The sequence below is a fragment of the Streptomyces shenzhenensis genome, from assembly GCF_003688995.1.
GTDB lineage: Bacteria > Actinomycetota > Actinomycetes > Streptomycetales > Streptomycetaceae > Streptomyces > Streptomyces shenzhenensis_A.
Window position 1 is genome coordinate 96,590 of record NZ_PENI01000033.1, and the last position, 17,762, is coordinate 114,351.

Sequence of the window (17,762 nt, forward strand, 5' to 3'; positions counted from 1 at the left end):
ACGGGGTTCAGGCCCGTACGCACGAGAAGGCCCCGGAACCGAGCGGCGGATTCCGGGGCCCTTGTCATGCGGTGCGGGGGCTCACGCCTTGGTGAGGTCCTCGACCTCCTCCTCGGGTTCGCGGCCCGGGGTCTTCAGGTCGAATCTGACGATGGCGAAGCGGAAGGTCACATAGTAGACAGCCGCGAAGACCAGGCCGATCGGGATGATCAGCCAGGGCTTGGTCGCCAGATGCCAGTTGAGCGCGTAGTCGATGAGGCCGGCCGAGAAGTTGAAGCCGGCATGCACGCCCAGGGCCCAGGTCACCGCCATCGACACCGCGGTGAGCACCGCGTGCAGCACGTACAGGACCGGCGCGACGAACATGAAGGAGAACTCGATCGGCTCGGTGACACCGGTGACGAACGAGGTCAGTGCGAGGGAGATCATCATGCCCAGCACGGCCTTGCGGCGCTCCGGGCGGGCGCAGTGGGCCATGGCCAGCGCGGCGGCCGGCAGGCCGAACATCATGATCGGGAAGAAGCCGGACTGGAAGAGCCCGGCGGACGGGTCACCGGCCAGGAACCGGGTGATGTCGCCGTGCACGACCTCGCCGGCGGCGTTCTTGAAGTCGCCGAGCTGGAACCAGGCCACGGTGTTCACGAACTGGTGCATGCCGACCGGGATCAGGGCCCGGTTCACGGCGCCGAACAGGGCCGCGCCGCCCGCGCCGAGGCCGGTCATCCACTCGCCGAAGTGCGCGATGCCGTTGCCGACCGGCTCCCAGACCAGGCCGAAGAAGACACCCATCACCAGGCCGACGAAGGCCATGATGATCGGCACGAGCCGACGGCCGTTGAAGAAGCCCAGCCAGTCGACCAGCTTGGTGCGGTGGAACCGCTGCCACAGCACGGCGGCGAGCAGACCCATGATGATGCCGCCGAGCACCCCGGGGTCGTTGTAGACCGCGGGGATGTCCTTGCCCTTCTGGACCACCTCCCCGGAGACCGGGAAGGCCTGGAGGACCTTGCTGTAGACGAGGAAGCCGACCACCGCGGCGAGCGCGGTCGAGCCGTCCGCCTTCTTGGCGAACCCGATGGCCACACCGATGCAGAAGAGGATCGGCAGGGAGCCGGTCAGCGCGCTGCCCGCGTTGCTGAACACGGCGGCGACCTTGTCCCAGCCGAGCCCGTCCTTGCCGAAGATGTCGGCCTGGCCGAGCCGGACCATGATGCCCGCGGCCGGCAGGACGGCGATCGGGAGCTGCAGACTGCGGCCGACCTTCTGCAGGCCCTGGAACAGGCCGGTTCCCCGCTTCCTCGCGGGGGCCGCCGGTGCGGTGGCGGTGGTCATGCGTCCTCCAGGTGGTGGTCTACACCACTCAGTGGTGTAGACCTGTTGTAGCACGATGAAGGCATACAAGGAACCCGCGAATTGCACAAGCGTACTGCCGCCTCGCGGCACGCCTTGATGACGTCCTCGGCCTTCTCCACCGGCTCCCGCCCGGATGATCGCGAAGCGGAACACCGTGCGCGGCGGGCTTGGCGGCCGCCTCCCGGCTGGTGTAGACCAGTTGTGGGTTACTGCGACAAAGCGGTTTCGGATCTGGGAGAGGGCACATGGCCAGCAAGGCTGAGAAGATCGTCGCCGGCCTCGGCGGAGTCGACAACATCGAGGAGATCGAGGGCTGCATCACCCGGCTGCGCACCGAGGTCGTGGACCCCTCCAAGGTCGACGAGGCCGCCCTGAAGGCCGCCGGCGCCCACGGCGTCGTCAAGATGGGCACCGCCATCCAGGTCGTCATCGGCACCGACGCCGACCCGATCGCCGCGGAGATCGAAGACATGATGTGAGCCCACACGGCCCCCCGGGCAGCGGCCCCGCCACGGGCTTGAGTCGTGGGCGGGCGGGGCCCCTCACGGGCCGCCCACGCGCGGCCGGCGCCCACCCACTTGGGGACTAGGCTCAACGCCATGTCTCGAATCGACGGCCGCACCCCCGAACAGCTCCGCCCGGTCACCATCGAACGCGGCTGGAGCAAGCACGCCGAGGGCTCCGTCCTCGTCTCCTTCGGCGACACCAAGGTCTTCTGCACCGCATCCGTCACCGAGGGCGTCCCCCGCTGGCGCAAGGGCAGCGGCGAGGGCTGGGTCACCGCCGAGTACGCCATGCTGCCTCGCGCCACCAACACCCGCGGCGACCGCGAATCCGTCAAGGGCAAGATCGGCGGCCGTACCCACGAGATCTCCCGGCTCATCGGCCGCTCCCTGCGCGCCGTCATCGACTACAAGGCCCTCGGCGAGAACACCATCGTCCTCGACTGCGACGTCCTCCAGGCCGACGGCGGCACCCGCACCGCCGCCATCACCGGCGCCTACGTCGCCCTCGCCGACGCCGTCACCTGGGCCCAGGGCCGCAAACTGGTCCGCCCCGGCCGCCGGCCGCTGACCGGCACCGTGAGCGCCGTCTCGGTCGGCATCGTCGACGGAGTCCCGCTCCTCGACCTCTGCTACGAGGAGGACGTGCGCGCGGAGACCGACATGAACGTCGTCTGCACCGGCGACGGCCGCTTCGTCGAGGTCCAGGGAACCGCCGAGGCCGAACCCTTCGCCCGCGAGGAACTCAACGCCCTGCTCGACCTCGCCGTCACCGGCTGCGCCGACCTCGCGGCCCTCCAGCACACGGCGCTGGAAGCCACCCTCGAAAAGTAAAGAGAACACCAAAGAGAAGTGATCCGCGGGGCAACCCCGCCGACCTCCCCGGCGTCCCTATGAGTACGGGCGCACGGCACCCACCGTGCGCCCGGCCAGCCGGAACCGGGGAGGGAACCCAACCATGGCCGCGAGCCGACGCCACCGTCGCGCCCGTATCACCACCGTCGCCGCCGTGACGGCCGCCGTCGCACTCACCACCGGCCTCGCCACCGGCTGCGACGCCGTCGACAAGGCCCTGGACTGCGTCCGCACCGCGGACTCCATCGCCGACAGCGTGACCGAACTCCAGCAGGCGGTGGAGAACGCGGCCACCGACCCCACCCGCGCCGACGAGGCCCTCGACGCCATCGAGAAGAACCTCGACAAGATCGGCGACAAGACCGACGACGCCGACGTCAACAAGGCGGTCGACGACCTCGGCGAGGCCGTCGGATCCGTCCGCACGGCGATCAAGAACGGCGACAGCACCCCCGACGTCGGTCCGGTCACCGACGCGGCCGGCGAACTGACCAAGGTCTGCACCCCGTAAACCGGCCGGCCGGCGCGGGGGATACTGGCCCGCATGACCCGCCTGATCCTCGCCACCCGCAACGCCGGAAAGATCACCGAACTCCGCTCGATCCTCGCCGACGCGGGCCTGACCCACGAACTCGTCGGCGCGGACGCCTACCCGGACGTCCCCGACGTCAAGGAGACGGGCGTGACGTTCGCCGAGAACGCGCTGCTGAAGGCGCACGCCCTGGCCCGGGCGACCGGCCTGCCCGCCGTCGCCGACGACTCGGGCCTGTGCGTCGACGTCATGAACGGCGCCCCCGGCATCTTCTCGGCCCGCTGGGCCGGGCGGCACGGCGACGACAGGGCCAACCTGGACCTGCTGCTCGCCCAGCTCGCCGACATCGCCGACGAACACCGCGGCGCCCACTTCGCCTGCGCGGCGGCCCTGGCCCTGCCCGACGGCCGCGAGGCGGTGGTCGAGGGCCAACTGCGGGGCACGCTCCGGCACGCCCCCGCGGGCACGAACGGCTTCGGCTACGACCCGATCCTCCAGCCGGACGGCGACACCCGAACCTGCGCCGAACTGACCCCCACGGAAAAAAACACCATCAGCCACCGAGGAAAGGCATTCCGCGCACTGCTACCACCACTGCGAGCCCTACTCGGCTGACCGAACGCAAATGCCCCGCACCTTCGAATCCAAGGTGCGGGGCAGTGCGGCCGGTGGGACTCGAACCCACACGGGTGTGAACCCACTGGGACCTAAACCCAGCATGACTGCCAAATTCCATCACGGCCGCTCAAAAACGGTCATCACGCTCGACCGGCAGCGCTCAGTCTAGAGGCAGGCCCCACCCAGCGGCGAGAGGGGCCGCCGTCCCCTTCTGGCGGCACCAGGTCTCCGTCAAGGCATGACAGTTGGGGCAGAGGTACCGCAGGTTCTCTCGACGGTTGTCGTGCCAGTCGCCGTTGACGTGGTCGATCTGCAAGGTGATCGGCTGTCCCAGCCACTCCCCGCTGTTTCCGCAGGTTTCACACGCGTACGGCACTCCGATTTCGGTCAGAGCTCGGTGGAGTTGAGCCCTGTTGGTTCGCCCCGCGTCGCAGGGCAGTACGACCAGGACTCGATGGGCGACGGGTGCGGGTGCGGGGCGTTCCGGTCGAGCCCACGAGCGGCGTGTGAAGTGACTCGTATCCAGACCGAGGCGGGCTGCGGCGCGTCGGACGCGCCGGTGGTTGGTGTCATTGACCTCCAGGCCGAGACTCCGCATCACGTCGGCATAGCTCGTGGAACGCGCCACTACCTCACGAAGCCTGTCCTCAGGAATCGACACTCGACGGTGAGAGAAGTGCGCTGTGGCGATGCCGTGGGCGCGCACCATGCGCCCCAGAGCCGCACGTGAGCGGCTGTCGTCAGGTACTCCCAGGGTGCGAGCTATGCCGCGGAAGCTGGTCGCTTTCGCTGCTGCTGCCCTCAGTTCGGAGACAGTGAAGGGCAGCTCCAGTTCGGGCTGGTCGAGTCCGCGAAAGTGCCGGACGTCAAGCCCTGCCGCGCGCATCCGGCGCCGGATGTGGGACAGGGTCCCGGTGGCCGGAGCAGCGCCCAGCTTCAGGGCTACTTCGCGTAGAGACGACGATGAAGCGACAGCCTCGGCGATGGCCGCGTCCGGATATTTGCGCCATGGACTTCGCTTGACGAAGTGGCTCGTGTCGAGATCATGAGCGGCGACTTTCTCTTGGAGCATCCGACGCCGGCCGCCGCTCACCCGAAGACCGAGCCGTCTCATCAGGTCTGTCCAGTTGCGAGACTCGGCGACGACCGGCGCAAGCCGTTCCCTGCTGTACAAGTTCGTCTCCGCCGGCCGCTCCTCGCTGTCCGCGCTGCCCCCCATCCAGGCCCCCTCCGTTCTCGGCCGTCTGTTCGTGGCCTCGCATGGAGTAACGAACCGTTTATCGGACGGTTACGCCCGGAAAGCGGAACGGCCCGCGCCCGGTTGTCCGGGGGCGGGCCGTTCGGCCGGGTGGCGGTGGCGGTCAGATGGCCAGGTCTTTGATGATCTTGGCTACGTGGCCGGTGGCCTTGACGTTGTACAGGGCTCGTTCCACCGTGCCCTCCTCGTCGACGATCACCGTGGAGCGGATGACGCCGACCACCGTCTTGCCGTACAGCTTCTTCTCGCCGAAGGCGCCGTACTCCTCCAGGACCCGCTTGTCCGGGTCGGCGAGGAGGGTCACCTTCAGGGACTCCTTCTCGCGGAACTTCGCCAGTTTCTCCGGCTTGTCGGGGGAGATGCCGATCACGTCGTACCCCGCGCCGGCCAGGAGCTCCAGGTTGTCGGTGAAGTCGCATGCCTGCTTGGTGCAGCCGGGGGTGAGGGCCGCCGGGTAGAAGTACACGATGACCTTGCGGCCCTTGTGGTCCGACAGGGACACCTCGTTGCCGTCGGCGTCGGGCAGGGTGAAGGCGGGGGCCACGTCCCCGGGCTGGAGTCGCTCGCTCATTCGCCTAGCGTAACGGGGGGTCCTGGCCGTGCGGCGGCGCGGGAAGCTGACAGACTGTCCGAAACAGCACCAGCACCAGCAGACTTCGGAGGCCGTACGGTGGCGGACACGTCGGACACCAGAACCCCGGCGCAGATCGAGGCGGACATCAGGCGCCGCCGTGAAGTGCTGGCCGAGACGCTCGACGAGATCGGGGTGCGGGTGCATCCGAAGACCGTCGTCGGGGATGCCAAGGCCAAGGTCGTCGCCAATGTCGACCACACCCTCGGACGGGCCTATGTGCAGGTCAACCGGGTGATCGGCGATGTCAGGGGGCAGTTCGTCGACGAGGAGGGGGCACCGCGTCTCAAGCGCATCGTGCCGGTCGCCCTCGTCGCCGTCGGGGTGGTGGGGCTGCTGGCCCTGAACTCCCGGCGTCGCAAGGGCTGACCCGGTCGCTCACGGGCAGGCAGAAGGCAGGTAGGTTCGAAGGCGTGAGCGCCAAGAGAAACGAGCACAGCAGCACCCCCCATCACGACAAGCTGCCCATTCGGATGCTGCACGACCGGGTCCTCGTGCGGCAGGACACCTCCGAGGGCGAGCGGCGTTCGGGCGGCGGCATCCTGATTCCCGCCACCGCGGCCGTGGGCCGTCGGCTGGCCTGGGCCGAGGTCGTGGCGGTCGGGCAGAACGTCCGGACCGTCGAGCCGGGCGACCGTGTCCTGTACGACCCGGAGGACCGGGCCGAGGTCGAGGTGCGGGGTGTCGCGTACGTGCTGATGCGCGAGCGTGATCTGCACGCGGTGGCCGCCGACCGGTTCGAGGGCTCGGAGGATTCCACCGGCCTGTATCTGTAGATCACACCTGTTCTTCGATGGCCGAAAGGGGCCGGTGACCATCGTCACCGGCCCCTTTCGCGGTTTCCTTGCTAGCTTTGTGGGAGCCCGACGAGACGCGCCGTACCGGGACGTAGGCAAAGACGACGCACCCCCGTCCGTCAGTACGTATGTCCCGGAGGTGCCTCCCATGGCTTGGGTTCTGCTCGTCGTCGCCGGTCTGCTCGAGGTCGGCTGGTCGATCGGCATGAAGTACACCCACGGTTTCACCCGTCTGGTGCCCAGCGTGTTCACCGGTGCCGGCATCGTGGCCAGCATGGTGCTGCTCTCGTACGCAGCGAAGTCCCTGCCCATCGGTACCGCCTACGGCGTGTGGGTGGGCATCGGCGCGGCCGGGGCGGCGGTGCTCGGCATGGTGGTGCTGGGGGAGCCCGTCACCGCCGCCCGGATCTTCTTCGTCTGTCTGCTGCTGGTCGCCGTGGTGGGGCTGAAGGCGACCTCCGGTCACTGACCGGTCGCGGCCCGCCCGGTGCCGCCCGCTGTCACCCGGTGAGGTCGGACAGCGGGCCCACCGTGCCGGCTGTCGTCCCGCCGCCCGGGGTGCCGGGTGTGCCGCCCGTGCCGGTGCCGCCGTCGACGGTGCCGCCGGGTGTGCCGCCGGAGCCGGCGCCGTCCGTGGCGCCCGTGCTGGTTCCGGCGTCCGTCGACCCGTCGGTCGTGCCGCCGTCGGTGGCGCTGCCGGTGCCGCCGGTGTCGCCGGTGCTGCCGTCGCTGGGGGTGCCGGTGCCGCCGTCGTCCTGCCCGGACGTCTGGCCCCGGGGCCGGCCCTGGTCGTTCTGGTCGCCGGTGTCGGGGGTGCCGCCCGTGTCCTGGCCGCCGGTTTCGGGCCGGGAGGCGGGCGGGGAGCTGGGCGGCAGGGTCCGGTCGGCGCCCGGCTCCAGTTCCAGGTCGAAGGCGGTGACCGGTTTGTCCTTCAGGGCGTCCCTGGTGTACTGGCCCCAGATCTCGGCGGGTGCGCCGCCGCCGTTGATGCGCGGCAGGCCCATGACGTTGTAGAGCGGCTTGTGGCGGGCCGTCACCGGGTCCTGGCCCATGACCGCCACGACCGTGGAGAGGTCGGGGGTGTAGCCCGCGAACCAGGCGGCCTTGTCCTCCTCGGCGGTGCCGGTCTTGCCCGCGGCGGGGCGGCCGGCGGCCTGGGCGGCGGTGGCGGTGCCGTTCTCGACGACGCTGCGCAGCACGGAGGTGGTGGTGTCGGCGGCCTCGCGGCTGACGGCCCGCTCGGTCTTCCGCTCGGGCAGCTCGACGTCCTCGGTGCCGTCCTTGGTGATCTTGTCGACCAGGGTGTAGGCGGTGTGCTTGCCGTGGTTGGCGAGTGTCGCGTACGCCTGCGTCATGTCGAGGACGCTGGCGGTGGCGGTGCCGAGCGCGATGGCCGGGCCGGGGCTCAGGTCCTTGGTGTCCGCGGGGATGCCGAGGTCGATCGCGGTCTGTTTGACCTTGGCCGGGCCGACGTCGACGGCCATCTGCGCGTAGACCGCGTTGACGGACTTGTCGGTGGCGGTGCGCACGGTGATGTTGCCGTAGGAGACTTCGTCCTCGTTCTCGGGGTCGTAGGTGCCGCCGCTCCAGCCCTGTACGGGACGCTTGTTGGTGCCGTCGTAGTACGTGTTCGGGGTGATCGTCTGGCCGCCCTGGGTGGTCGAGCCGTTCGCCACCGCCGAGGTGAACACGAACGGCTTGAAGGTGGAGCCGACCTGGAAGTCGGCGCGGGTGGCGCCGTTGGTGTACTGCTTGACGTAGTCGATACCGCCGTACATCGCGACGACCCTGCCGGTCTTCGGGTCGATGGAGGCGCCGCCCGCGCGTACGTAGGTGTCGGCCTTGCGGTTCTTCTTGTCCAGCTTGGAGATCAGCCGGTCGTCGACCGCCTTGACGAGGGCGTCCTGGCGGCCCTTCTCCAAGGTGGTGGTGATGCGGTAGCCGCCCGCCTCCAACTCCTCCGCGTCGACGATCTCGTTCGCGGTGAGGTAGTTCTTGACCGCTTCGACGAGGTAGCCGCGCTGTCCGGACAGCCCGGTGGAGATCGTCTGTTCCTTCGGCATCGGGAACTTCAGGCCCGCCCGTTCCGCTGCGCTGAGCCAGCCCTTGGCGACCATGCCGTCCAGGACGTAGTTCCAGCGGGCCACGGCCGCCGGCTTGTTCTGGGGGCGGGCGACGACGTCGTACTCGCTGGGCGCGTTGACCAGCGCGGCGAGATAGGCGGCGCGGGGCGGGTCGAGGTCCTTGGCGTCCACGCCGTAGTACGCCTGCGCGGCGGACTGGATGCCGTAGGCGTTGCGGCCGAAGTAGCTGGTGTTGAGGTAGCCCTCCAGGATCTGGTCCTTGGACTCGGTGCGGTCCAGCTTGATCGCGATGAAGAACTCCTTCACCTTGCGGGTGACGGTCTGCTCCTGCGCCAGGTAGTAGTTCTTCACGTACTGCTGGGTGATCGTCGAACCGGACTGCTTGCCCTTGCCGGTGGCGGTGTTCCAGCCGGCCCGGAGCATCGCCTTGGGGTCGACGGCGGACTCGGTGTAGAAGTCGCGGTCCTCGGCGGCCAGTACGGCGTGCTGGGCGTCCTTGGAGATCTGGGCGAGGGTGACGCTCTCCCGGTTGATCTCGCCGTCGCGGGCGAGTTGGGTGCCGTCGGCGTAGAGGAAGACGTTGCTCTGCTTGGTGGCGAGGGCGTTCGCCGGCGGGATCTTCACCAGTGAGTAGCCGAGGAAGAACAGCCCGATGAGCAGCAGTACGCCGATGACGAACGTGCCGAGCAGCATGCGCCAGGTCGGCAGGAGGCGGCGCCAGCCCGTGCGCTTGGGCTTTTTGCCTGGTTCGCCTGGTTCGTCCTGCGTTTCTCTCGATGCCCAGCCATCGGTCGGCTGCTGCGGCTGCGGCTCGTCGCTCATGTCGTGCACGGACTCCTGTTTCGCGTCGTACGTTCCCGTACGCCCTCGTACGCCTTCTGCGTCCCCTGTTGAAGACTCTCGCACCAAGCCTTCCGTTCCCGGATCACGGCGCGCGTCCGCGGGGAAAAATGCGTGGCCCGTCGCCGCGCCCGCCCACTAGGCTCCTGCGCTTCGGTGTCGGGCGGTCCGGGAGGTCGGTGGGAGTGGGCGCGGGACGGTTGTACGCGGCCGTCGCGGCAGGGGGATTCAGACGATACGCGACATACCGGGTGGCCACTGCGGCCGGGGTGTTCACGAATACGGTCTTCGGACTGATCCTTGTCTACACCTACCTGGCGCTGTGGGAGGAAAGACCGCACCTCGGGGGCTACGACCAGGCGCAGGCGGTCACCTATGTCTGGCTCGGCCAGGCCCTGCTGTCGACACTGGCGATCGGCGGCGGCGGGGTCGAGGACGAACTCATGGAGCGTATCCGCACCGGCGACATCGCGATCGACCTGTACCGGCCCTCCGACCTCCAACTGTGGTGGCTGTCCGCCGACTTGGGCCGCGCCCTGTTCCAGCTCCTGGGCCGGGGCATGGTGCCCTTCGGGTTCGGCGCGCTGTTCTTCCCGGTGGCACTGCCCGCGGACGTGATCACCTGGGCCGCCTTCCTCGGCGCCGTCCTGCTGGCGATGCTGGTCGGCTTCGGGATCAGGTTCCTGGTGGCGCTGAGCGCGTTCTGGCTACTGGACGGCACGGGAGTGTCCCAGATGGCCTGGCTCGCCGGATTCTTCTGCTCGGGCATGCTGCTGCCGCTGAACGTCTTCCCCGGCACCCTCGGCGAGGTGGTGCGCGCGCTGCCCTGGTCGTCGCTGCTCCAGGCGCCCGCCGACGTCCTGCTGGGGCAGGCGGACCCGCTGGGCACCTACGCCTTCCAGGGCGCGTGGGCGCTGGCGCTGCTGGCCGCCGGGCGGCTGGTGCAGTCGGCGGCGGCCCGCCGGGTGGTGGTCCAGGGTGGCTGAGACGAACGCCGTACGCGACGGGCTGCGCACCTACCGGATGATCGCCGCGCTGTGGATGCGCTCCACGATGGCCTACCGGGCCTCCTTCGCCCTGACCACGATCGTCGGCTTCGCGGTGACCGGTCTGGACTTCGTGGCGATCCTGCTCATGTTCTCCCAGATCGACGCGCTCGGCGGGTACACGCTGCCCGAGGTGGCGTTGCTGTACGGGCTGTCCGGTGTCGCGTTCGGCCTCGCCGACCTGGCGATCGGCTCGATGGACCGGCTGGGGCGCCGGGTGCGCGACGGCACGCTGGACACCCTGCTGGTGCGGCCGGCGCCGGTGCTGGCCCAGATGGCCGCCGACCGCTTCTCGCTGCGCCGGCTGGGCCGGATCGCCCAGGGCGCGCTGGTGCTCGGCTACGCGCTGAGCACGCTCTCCGTCCAGTGGACGCCGCTGAAGCTGCTGTTGCTGCCGGTGACGCTGGTCAGCGGCGCCGCGATCTTCTGCGCGGTCTTCGTGGCGGGGGCCGCCTTCCAGTTCGTGGCGCAGGACGCCTCCGAGGTGCAGAACGCGTTCACGTACGGCGGCGCGACGCTGCTGCAGTATCCGCCCACCGTGTTCGCCGCCGAGCTGGTGCGCGGGGTGACGTTCGTGCTGCCGCTCGCCTTCGTCAACTGGCTGCCCGCGAGCTATCTGCTCGGTCGGCCGTATCCGCTCGACCTGCCGCGGTGGACCGCGTTCGCGCCGCCGCTGGTGGCGGTGGCGTGCTGTGCGCTGGCCGGCCTGGCCTGGCGGGCGGGGCTTCGTTCCTACCGGAGTACAGGGAGTTAGCACGTGACGGACGGCGACTTCGTCGAACCTGACCGGTTCATCGAACTGGACGGCGTGGAGAAGGTCTTCGACGTGCGCAGGAAGACCGGTTTCCTGCGGCGCGAACGGCGACAGGTGCGGGCGGTCGACTCGATCTCCTTCACCGTGGCGCGCGGTGAGATGGTCGGCTACATCGGTCCGAACGGCGCCGGCAAGTCGACCACGATCAAGATGCTCACCGGCATCCTCACGCCGAGCGGCGGCCGGCTGCGGGTGGCCGGCATTGACCCCTCCCGCGAGCGCAGACGGCTCGCGCAGCGCATCGGGGTGGTGTTCGGGCAGCGTACGACGCTGTGGTGGGACCTGCCGCTGATCGACTCCTACCGGCTGGTGCACCGCATGTACCGCGTCCCCGACCGGCGGTACCGTGAGAATCTCGACCGCTGCGTCGAACTCCTCGAACTGGCCGACCTGTTGGACGTGCCGGTGCGCCAGCTCTCGCTCGGCCAGCGGATGCGCGGCGACATCGCGGCGGCGCTGCTGCACGACCCCGAGGTGCTCTACCTGGACGAGCCGACGATCGGGCTCGACGTCGTCTCCAAGGCCAAGGTGCGGGAGTTCCTGCGCTCGCTGAACGCCGACCGGGGCACGACCGTCCTGCTGACCACGCACGACCTCCAGGACATCGAGCAGTTGTGCTCCCGGGTGATGGTCATCGACCACGGGCGGCTGGTGTACGACGGCGCGCTCGCCGGGCTGCACGAGGCGGGGGAGGGCGAGCGGACCCTGGTGGTGGACCTGGAGCGGGAGGTCCCGCCGATCGAGGTGCCGGGGGCCCGGGTGACCAAGGTGGAGGGGCCGCGGCAGTGGCTGGCCTTCCCGGCGTCCGCGTCGGCGGCGCCGCTGGTGGCGCGGATCGCCGCGAGCTATCCGCTGGCGGACCTGGCGGTGCGGGAGCCGGACATCGAGGCGGTGATCGCCAGGATGTACGCCGGCGAGGCCGAGGGCGCGGTCTCCTAGGGCCTCTCGTTTGGATCATGCCGGATCAGGGAGCGGGCCTGATCCAAACGAAAGACCCTAGCCGTCCCGTGGGCCGTCGTCTCGTAGCACTGGAGCGGGGGGAACTCGTAGGCTGCTCGGTATGACCGACGATGCCCCGGAACTGCGCGCCTCCGACGCCGATCGCGAGCGAGTCGCCGAGGTCCTGCGGGACGCCCTCGCGGAAGGGCGGCTCGACATGGAGGAGTTCGGCGAACGGCTCGACGCCACCTACAAGGCGCGCACCTACGGGGAGCTGGCCCCGATCACCAGGGACCTGCCCGCGACCGGCGCCGTGGCCCCGCCGCCCGCGGTGTCGCTGAACAAGGAGCCCGTGTCGGACGGGAGTTGGGCGGGCCGGATCGTCGGGGGCGAGGGCTCCTCGTCCTGGGCGGTCGCCGTGATGTCCGGGTTCCAGCGCAAGGGGCGCTGGACCGTGCCGCGCCGCTTCACCAGCGTCGCCTTCTGGGGCGGCGGGGAGATCGATCTGCGGGAGGCGGACTTCGCGGACCGCGAGGTCGTGATCAACTGCATTGCGATCATGGGCGGTATGGAGGTCGTCGTGCCGCCCGGGGTGGAGGTCGTGGTGCGCGGCATCGGCATCATGGGCGGCTTCGACCACCGGGAGGAGGGCGTGCCGGGCGACCCCGGCGGCCCGCGGGTGATCGTGACCGGCTTCGCCTTCTGGGGCGGCGTCGGCGTGGAACGCAAGATCACGCGCGCGGCGCGGCAGCGGCTGAAGGAGGAGCGCCGGCAGCAGCGTCTGGACCGGCGGGCCGAGCGCCGCGAACTGGGCGGCCACGGCCGCGACGAGCACGAACGACGCCGCCACTGGGAGCACTGAGCGACACCCACCAGGGGGACCGCTCGCCCCGGTTCCCGGTCCCCGGGGGCCTGCCTGACTCTCCGTGTCTCGGAGTGCTGCCTGACCTCCCCCGGGTCATGGGGTGCTGCCGCTCGGGGCCACGGGGCTGCCCGCCCCCCCCGGAGGCCGGGCCCGCTGCCGTCCATCAGGTGCTGTCAGCCGCGTTCAGATGATGTCCCTCGCGGCCAAGTCGCTGATGACCTGGTTGATCTGCGTCAGGCTCATCCGCTTCCGTTCCGCCTCGTCCTGCGACTCTTTCGCGGCGCCGTACTGCCACCAGGCCCGGCCGGTTTCCCGGTCGCTGACCAGGAACCGGTCCTTGAGCGCGGGGCCGCGCACGATGAGGGTGACGGTGTGAGGCTCTGCGACGGCCGCGTGGATCATCCGGTGGTGCAGGGTGTACGAGTCGCTGGCCTGCTCGGTGCGGACCATGTACGGCTGGAGCGCGGCCACGTTCATGCCTTCGTTCAGGACGTCATCCAGGCCGTAGAGGGTGTGCTGATAGCTGCCCCGCAGAATCTGCGAGGAGTATGTCCAACGGTGGTTGTGGGGTCGGTCGTAGTAGCCGGGCAGGAAGACGTGCAGGCGGAGGCGCCATCCGGCCGGATCGTCGTGCAGGACGACCTTGTCGAGGATGTCGTAGTGCTCGGACAGGCGGCTGAGGTGCTCGTCTTGGAGCACATGGTGGACCAAGCGGCGAAGGAGGTCCCCGTCATCCGCCAGGGTCGTCAGAACCTTGCTGGTCGCGGCCTCGACTGCGGGTGTGTCGTCCCAGTTGAGGCTGTGCAGGGGCTTGGTGAGTTCGCCGATCATGATGCGTTCCTCTCCCGAATGCTGGTGCCGGTACTGGGGACGGTGGTGCAGTGGGCCGTGCCCGCCTCGCACGCGTAGTGCAGTGCGGCGGTCAGATCGTGGCCTTCGAGGTGGGCGGCGGCGAGTCCGGCGGAGAACGCTGCCCCCGCACCGTGCGTGTGGACCACGTCGACGCGGCGGGCGGATATGCGATGCGTGCTGGTGCGGGTGATGGCAGCGACGCCGAGCGCCCCCACGGTGACCACTGCCGTGTGCGGGCCCAGCTCCGCCAGGAGGCTGAGCGCGGTGTGCTCAGCGTCCTGTTCCTGTGACTCGGGCAGGCTCGTCTGCACTGCGAACAGATGGGCCTGCCGGGCGGCCTGCCGGAGCTTGGCGTCGACAGGGTCACTGCCGAGGTTCAACAGCACCGGCACCCCGGCGGCCGCCGCGGTGTGCAGCGCGTCGGCCGCGGCGTCGGCGATGACCGTGTAGCCGTCGATGTAGGCAAGCCGCGCCTGCCCGAGCGGACTGGTATCGGCCTGCTGGAGGCTGGCGTAGGCGTGGGTGAGGTCGGCGAACCAGGTACGGGTACCGAGTTCGTCGGTGACCACGGTCAGCTGCGGTGTGTGGCGAGGCACAGGGCCGGAACCGGCTCGGTGGTGGACGTCGGCAGCGTCGAGGCTGTGACGAACCTGCCGTCCGGTGGGGTCGTGTCCGACCTGGTTGGCGACCAGCGCCGTACTCAGGCCGCGCGTGGCGCAGATCTGGGCGGTGATCGGGCCGTCCCCGGCGAGCGAGGAGAACGTCCAGTCCACCGTGGTTCCCTGGTTGGCGCCCGGGTAGCGGGGGACGTGGAGGACCTGGGCGTGCGCCAGGTAGCTGAAGCACGCCAGGTCCCACTGCGGCTGCCGAGTTGTCACCGCCGTTCCCAGCCCCGCTCGGACTCGAAGAGGCCCTTGTTGATGTGTTCCAGCGCCTCGACGGCGTACGGGATCATCTCTGGCAGGGCGTCGGGGGCGAACCACTGCCACCCGGCACACTTGTCCTCCTCGCGGTTGGTGATCTCGCCGTTCCAGCGGGTGGCCTCGTAGAAGAGGGCGATCCGGCCGCTGTTGGTGTAGTGGTGCATGACGTGGACGAGCTTGAGGTCCTCGGGAACGACGCCGGCCTCCTCCAGGGCCTCGCGGATCACGCCCCGACTGGCCGCCTCACCCTCCTCCAAGTGGCCGGCGATGAAGTGAAAGGCACCGTCCATGAAGCCGGTGTTCTTTCGCTCGCCCAGCAGGACGCGGCCCTGGTCGTCGCGCAGGATGAGGTGCAGGTCAACGCAGGACATGTAACGGTCGGACACGGTGGGTCTCCTGCGTGGTTGAGGTCGCCCAGGCAACGAAACCGGGCAACCGGGAGTTGCGGTGTGTTAGTTGGCCGGGACCGACTTCCACAGTCGGCACACAGGCACGATGTCGTCGTAAGCGGCGCAGGAGGACCGGCCGTCGACGACCTCCTCTGCGGGACAGCCGCCCATGCATGAGCCCGGCGCCTTGCAGCCTCCGCAGCCCGGCTTGGTCAGGGCGCCGGTGAACAGGTCGAACTCGTTGGGCCCCTTGTTCAGCTCGATCCGGCCTTCCCGCATCTCGGCGAATTGCAGGTCGGTGTCGAACAGGAAGGAACACACGTACGTCCGCCCGTCGGGGAAGACTGAGATGCGGTCTAGAGTGCGGCCGATGCAGCCGCGGTAACCCTCGGCTTCGAACCGGTGCATCTCGGAGCGACGGGCAAAGGTCGGCTGGTACCACACCCGGGTTGTGTAGCCCTGGGCCGCCGTGTGTAAGCGGTCGGTGAACTCCAGCCACTCCGGAGGCTCCATGCCGTCCTGCGGGCTGCCGTGCCCGCGCCCGATCACGGACAGCACGTGGTACTTCACCAGGCTGACGCCGAACTCGTCAGCCAGGTCGAGGAGCTTGAGGCAGTCACGTTCGTTGCGCTTGCTGACCGTACAGATGATGCGGGTATCGAAGCCCCGGTCGCACAGCTCCTTCACTGTCTCCAGCGTCTCGTCGAACTTCCCGGCACCGCGCACCGCGTCGTGGGTCTCGGCGCTGCCGCCGTCCACGCTGATCTGCACGTATGTGAAGTCGTCGGATTGGAGGCGCCGGAACTTACGGTTGGCCTTGGCGAGTCCGTTGCTGGTGGTGATCACATGCTCGTAGCCGAGGGCGTTGGCGAGCCGGATGGTGTCCTCGTACCGGGGATGCAGGGTCGGCTCGCCACCGAGGATGGTCAGCTTGGAGCCGCCCATCTGCCGCCACTGGGTGAGGGTCGTCTCGATCTGCTCGAACTGCATCTTCGACGCGCGCTCCAGCCGCTCCCCCATGTAGCAGCCTGAGCAGCGCAGTTTGCACGCCTCGGTGATGTAGACGTACACGTTCCTGAACCGGCCGTACTCGATCCGGTCGATCTTCTGCGGAGTCGTGGAGGAGGCAGGGACCGGCATACGGGCATGACCGTACGCGTCCGGCGTAGGGTCAAACGTGGGCGTCGGTAAGGAAACGGTTATCTCGGGCAATTCCCTTCCTGGGGAGGCTGGGGTGAACAGGGGCGAGAGAGCGAAAGGCCGAGAGTGCTGCGGCGATGAGAAGGGGCTCGGCCTGGGTGGAGTCGACGGTGTGACAGACGAGCCCGCTGGCTTGTAGTACAGCGAGGGTTTGCGGGGCGTAGCGCTGGTAGCGGTCCAGCCGTCGGGCGGCCACTGTCGGCGCGTCGTTCGCGCGCCGCTCCAGCTCTGTGCCGCAGGAGTCGCAGCGGCCAGGCTCGTCCAAGCGCGGCTGGGCGGGCCGGCGGCGCCGTGGATCGCACACGGCGCACACGAGTCGCTGCTGTATCCGATTCAGCAGGACCGACTCGGGTGCGGCCAACTCGATGAGGCCACCCCTGCACCCGAGACGCGAAAGATCCCGTACCAGGGAGCGGGCCTGATTCGGAGTGCCCGGGTAGCTCTCCATCAGCAGCACCCCGCCGTCAGACGCGTAGCCGTCCAGGGCGCGGCGCACGAGCACAGTTGGCACGCCGTCAGGCAGCCACCCCAAGGGGTCTCGGCTCCGGACCAACGCACTGGCCACCGTGCGGTCCGTTTGGGCCTCCTGGTGGGCAAACTCCCGCAGCCGGAACACACGCGCGTCACGGCGCTCGGCGGTCAACGCCATGGCCAACGTGCTCTTCCCGCTACCGGGAGGTCCAAGGAGCGCTACGACGTCCACGAAAGTCCGCCTTCCATGAGGAGGTGAATGGACCCGGCGCGGGTTCACCGTCTCCGCGGGGAATGTCAAAGACGTGTCCGCCGTGCCGGGAGTTGGTCCGCCCGATGGCCACGGCCTGGGGCATCCGGGCCATCGGGCGGGGTCTATGAGACCGGTGTGGTCTCCCTTGAGGGGACTGGCCCGTGCCGGGTCTTGCCGGAGTCGTCCCGTGCTGGAGTCTCGGCTGCCCCGGGCTGGCGGTCGGGTGCCGCAACTCGGGGTGGACCTTGGCCCCGCGGGGTTCGGGGTTGAGGTCGCCCAGGCAACGAAACCGGGCGTTCGGGAGTTGTGGTGCGCTAGTTGGCCGCTCGGGGGCCTATGCGGCCGTCAGGTGACCGCCGTCAGCTCCGCGACCCGGGTGAACTCTTCCTCCAGGTGGTCGCGGCCGAGAGCTGCGAACTCGCGGTCCAGGTCCGCCGGCGTCACCTCGCGCAGCTCCACCATGGTGCGGGCGGCCCGGACCCACGGCGCCCACTGCGAGCCGTACTTCACCTGCTCCATGTGGCACCCCGGGATCGGCT

19 protein-coding genes, 1 tRNA gene, 1 pseudogene and 1 riboswitch are annotated in these 17,762 nt (G+C 69.5%); of the genes and pseudogenes, 11 read left to right on the forward strand and 10 right to left on the reverse strand.

What is annotated here, in order from left to right:
• Window positions 1-81 precede the first annotated feature (81 nt).
• On the reverse strand, window positions 82-1,332 hold the full coding sequence (locus tag CTZ28_RS36410; protein ID WP_121894020.1) for a PTS transporter subunit EIIC: 1,251 nt from the start codon (window positions 1,330-1,332) through the stop codon (window positions 82-84).
• Between the two features lie 266 nt (window positions 1,333-1,598).
• Here CTZ28_RS36410 and CTZ28_RS36415 point away from each other — a divergent pair, with 266 nt between their 5' ends.
• From CTZ28_RS36415 to rdgB, 4 genes are all read left to right on the forward strand, one after another.
• Complete coding sequence (locus CTZ28_RS36415) at window positions 1,599-1,832, forward strand: PTS sugar transporter subunit IIB (RefSeq protein ID WP_121894021.1); 234 nt, start codon at window positions 1,599-1,601, stop codon at window positions 1,830-1,832.
• 120 nt (window positions 1,833-1,952) lie between these two features.
• A complete protein-coding gene (gene rph / locus CTZ28_RS36420; RefSeq protein WP_121894022.1) occupies window positions 1,953-2,690 on the forward strand; it encodes a ribonuclease PH in 738 nt (245 codons plus the stop codon).
• 124 nt (window positions 2,691-2,814) lie between these two features.
• Window positions 2,815-3,222, forward strand: a complete 408-nt coding sequence (locus tag CTZ28_RS36425; RefSeq protein WP_121894023.1) for a hypothetical protein — start codon at window positions 2,815-2,817, stop codon at window positions 3,220-3,222.
• 33 nt (window positions 3,223-3,255) lie between these two features.
• The gene (rdgB, locus tag CTZ28_RS36430) at window positions 3,256-3,858 is read left to right on the forward strand and encodes an RdgB/HAM1 family non-canonical purine NTP pyrophosphatase (RefSeq protein WP_121894024.1); all 603 of its coding nucleotides are present in this window, start codon (window positions 3,256-3,258) and stop codon (window positions 3,856-3,858) included.
• 45 nt (window positions 3,859-3,903) lie between these two features.
• Here rdgB and CTZ28_RS36435 read toward each other — a convergent pair.
• Window positions 3,904-3,988, reverse strand: a tRNA-Leu gene (locus CTZ28_RS36435).
• Between the two features lie 1,234 nt (window positions 3,989-5,222).
• Window positions 5,223-5,690, reverse strand: a complete 468-nt coding sequence (gene bcp, locus CTZ28_RS36445; RefSeq protein ID WP_121894025.1) for a thioredoxin-dependent thiol peroxidase — start codon at window positions 5,688-5,690, stop codon at window positions 5,223-5,225.
• Between the two features lie 99 nt (window positions 5,691-5,789).
• Here bcp and CTZ28_RS36450 point away from each other — a divergent pair, with 99 nt between their 5' ends.
• The 3 genes from CTZ28_RS36450 to sugE all read left to right on the forward strand — a co-directional run bounded on the left by CTZ28_RS36450 (window position 5,790) and on the right by sugE (window position 7,016).
• The gene (locus CTZ28_RS36450) at window positions 5,790-6,119 is read left to right on the forward strand and encodes a DUF3618 domain-containing protein (RefSeq protein ID WP_121894026.1); all 330 of its coding nucleotides are present in this window, start codon (window positions 5,790-5,792) and stop codon (window positions 6,117-6,119) included.
• A gap of 44 nt (window positions 6,120-6,163) precedes the next feature.
• Window positions 6,164-6,526, forward strand: coding sequence for a GroES family chaperonin (locus tag CTZ28_RS36455; RefSeq protein ID WP_121894027.1), 363 nt, complete (start codon window positions 6,164-6,166; stop codon window positions 6,524-6,526).
• A 62-nt stretch (window positions 6,527-6,588) separates the two neighbouring features.
• A riboswitch (guanidine-III (ykkC-III) riboswitch) is annotated at window positions 6,589-6,658 on the forward strand.
• A gap of 37 nt (window positions 6,659-6,695) precedes the next feature.
• The gene (gene sugE / locus CTZ28_RS36460) at window positions 6,696-7,016 is read left to right on the forward strand and encodes a quaternary ammonium compound efflux SMR transporter SugE (RefSeq protein ID WP_121894028.1); all 321 of its coding nucleotides are present in this window, start codon (window positions 6,696-6,698) and stop codon (window positions 7,014-7,016) included.
• Window positions 7,017-7,047: 31 nt separating this feature from the next.
• On the opposite strand, the gene CTZ28_RS36465 is transcribed toward sugE, so the two are convergent.
• Window positions 7,048-9,453: a transglycosylase domain-containing protein gene (locus tag CTZ28_RS36465; RefSeq protein WP_121894029.1), complete on the reverse strand. Its 2,406-nt coding sequence runs from the start codon at window positions 9,451-9,453 to the stop codon at window positions 7,048-7,050.
• Window positions 9,454-9,656: 203 nt separating this feature from the next.
• Here CTZ28_RS36465 and CTZ28_RS36470 point away from each other — a divergent pair, with 203 nt between their 5' ends.
• The 4 genes from CTZ28_RS36470 (at window position 9,657) to CTZ28_RS36485 (ending at window position 13,132) form a co-directional block, all read left to right on the forward strand.
• Window positions 9,657-10,457 carry an ABC transporter permease gene (locus CTZ28_RS36470; protein ID WP_259471974.1) on the forward strand — a complete coding sequence of 267 codons (801 nt, stop codon included), beginning with the start codon at window positions 9,657-9,659 and terminating at the stop codon, window positions 10,455-10,457.
• 37 nt (window positions 10,458-10,494) lie between these two features.
• Window positions 10,495-11,271: an ABC transporter permease gene (locus CTZ28_RS36475; RefSeq protein ID WP_121894048.1), complete on the forward strand. Its 777-nt coding sequence runs from the start codon at window positions 10,495-10,497 to the stop codon at window positions 11,269-11,271.
• A gap of 3 nt (window positions 11,272-11,274) precedes the next feature.
• A complete protein-coding gene (locus CTZ28_RS36480) occupies window positions 11,275-12,270 on the forward strand; it encodes an ABC transporter ATP-binding protein (protein WP_121894031.1) in 996 nt (331 codons plus the stop codon).
• Window positions 12,271-12,391: 121 nt separating this feature from the next.
• Entirely contained in the window at window positions 12,392-13,132 is a 741-nt protein-coding gene (locus tag CTZ28_RS36485; protein ID WP_121894032.1) for a DUF1707 SHOCT-like domain-containing protein, read from the forward strand.
• A 186-nt stretch (window positions 13,133-13,318) separates the two neighbouring features.
• Here the strand turns inward: CTZ28_RS36485 and CTZ28_RS36490 are convergent, their stop codons facing one another.
• The 6 genes and pseudogenes from CTZ28_RS36490 to CTZ28_RS47425 all read right to left on the reverse strand — a co-directional run.
• Window positions 13,319-13,966, reverse strand: coding sequence for a hypothetical protein (locus CTZ28_RS36490; RefSeq protein ID WP_121894033.1), 648 nt, complete (start codon window positions 13,964-13,966; stop codon window positions 13,319-13,321).
• Window positions 13,963-14,865, reverse strand: a complete 903-nt coding sequence (locus CTZ28_RS36495; RefSeq protein ID WP_183154767.1) for a carbohydrate kinase family protein — start codon at window positions 14,863-14,865, stop codon at window positions 13,963-13,965. Before CTZ28_RS36495 ends, CTZ28_RS36490 begins: the two co-directional genes overlap by 4 nt.
• Window positions 14,862-15,296: an NUDIX hydrolase gene (locus CTZ28_RS36500; protein ID WP_220795506.1), complete on the reverse strand. Its 435-nt coding sequence runs from the start codon at window positions 15,294-15,296 to the stop codon at window positions 14,862-14,864. Before CTZ28_RS36500 ends, CTZ28_RS36495 begins: the two co-directional genes overlap by 4 nt.
• Window positions 15,297-15,362: 66 nt before the next feature.
• Window positions 15,363-16,439 carry a radical SAM/SPASM domain-containing protein gene (locus CTZ28_RS36505; RefSeq protein ID WP_121894035.1) on the reverse strand — a complete coding sequence of 359 codons (1,077 nt, stop codon included), beginning with the start codon at window positions 16,437-16,439 and terminating at the stop codon, window positions 15,363-15,365.
• Between the two features lie 31 nt (window positions 16,440-16,470).
• Window positions 16,471-17,250, reverse strand: coding sequence for an adenylate kinase family protein (locus tag CTZ28_RS36510; protein ID WP_310887645.1), 780 nt, complete (start codon window positions 17,248-17,250; stop codon window positions 16,471-16,473).
• Between the two features lie 318 nt (window positions 17,251-17,568).
• A pseudogene (locus CTZ28_RS47425) lies at window positions 17,569-17,762 on the reverse strand (hypothetical protein); the annotation flags it as partial.

What these genes read in the sequence shown, in the direction of transcription:
- CTZ28_RS36410 (WP_121894020.1), bottom strand. Translation starts at nt 1,332, where the DNA reads ATGACCACCGCCACCGCACCGGCGGCCCCCGCGAGGAAGCGGGGAACC.
- CTZ28_RS36415 (WP_121894021.1), top strand. Translation starts at nt 1,599, where the DNA reads ATGGCCAGCAAGGCTGAGAAGATCGTCGCCGGCCTCGGCGGAGTCGAC.
- rph (WP_121894022.1), top strand. Translation starts at nt 1,953, where the DNA reads ATGTCTCGAATCGACGGCCGCACCCCCGAACAGCTCCGCCCGGTCACC.
- CTZ28_RS36425 (WP_121894023.1), top strand. Translation starts at nt 2,815, where the DNA reads ATGGCCGCGAGCCGACGCCACCGTCGCGCCCGTATCACCACCGTCGCC.
- rdgB (WP_121894024.1), top strand. Translation starts at nt 3,256, where the DNA reads ATGACCCGCCTGATCCTCGCCACCCGCAACGCCGGAAAGATCACCGAA.
- bcp (WP_121894025.1), bottom strand. Translation starts at nt 5,690, where the DNA reads ATGAGCGAGCGACTCCAGCCCGGGGACGTGGCCCCCGCCTTCACCCTG.
- sugE (WP_121894028.1), top strand. Translation starts at nt 6,696, where the DNA reads ATGGCTTGGGTTCTGCTCGTCGTCGCCGGTCTGCTCGAGGTCGGCTGG.
- CTZ28_RS36465 (WP_121894029.1), bottom strand. Translation starts at nt 9,453, where the DNA reads ATGAGCGACGAGCCGCAGCCGCAGCAGCCGACCGATGGCTGGGCATCG.
- CTZ28_RS36475 (WP_121894048.1), top strand. Translation starts at nt 10,495, where the DNA reads ATGATCGCCGCGCTGTGGATGCGCTCCACGATGGCCTACCGGGCCTCC.
- CTZ28_RS36485 (WP_121894032.1), top strand. Translation starts at nt 12,392, where the DNA reads ATGACCGACGATGCCCCGGAACTGCGCGCCTCCGACGCCGATCGCGAG.
- CTZ28_RS36490 (WP_121894033.1), bottom strand. Translation starts at nt 13,966, where the DNA reads ATGATCGGCGAACTCACCAAGCCCCTGCACAGCCTCAACTGGGACGAC.
- CTZ28_RS36505 (WP_121894035.1), bottom strand. Translation starts at nt 16,439, where the DNA reads ATGCCGGTCCCTGCCTCCTCCACGACTCCGCAGAAGATCGACCGGATC.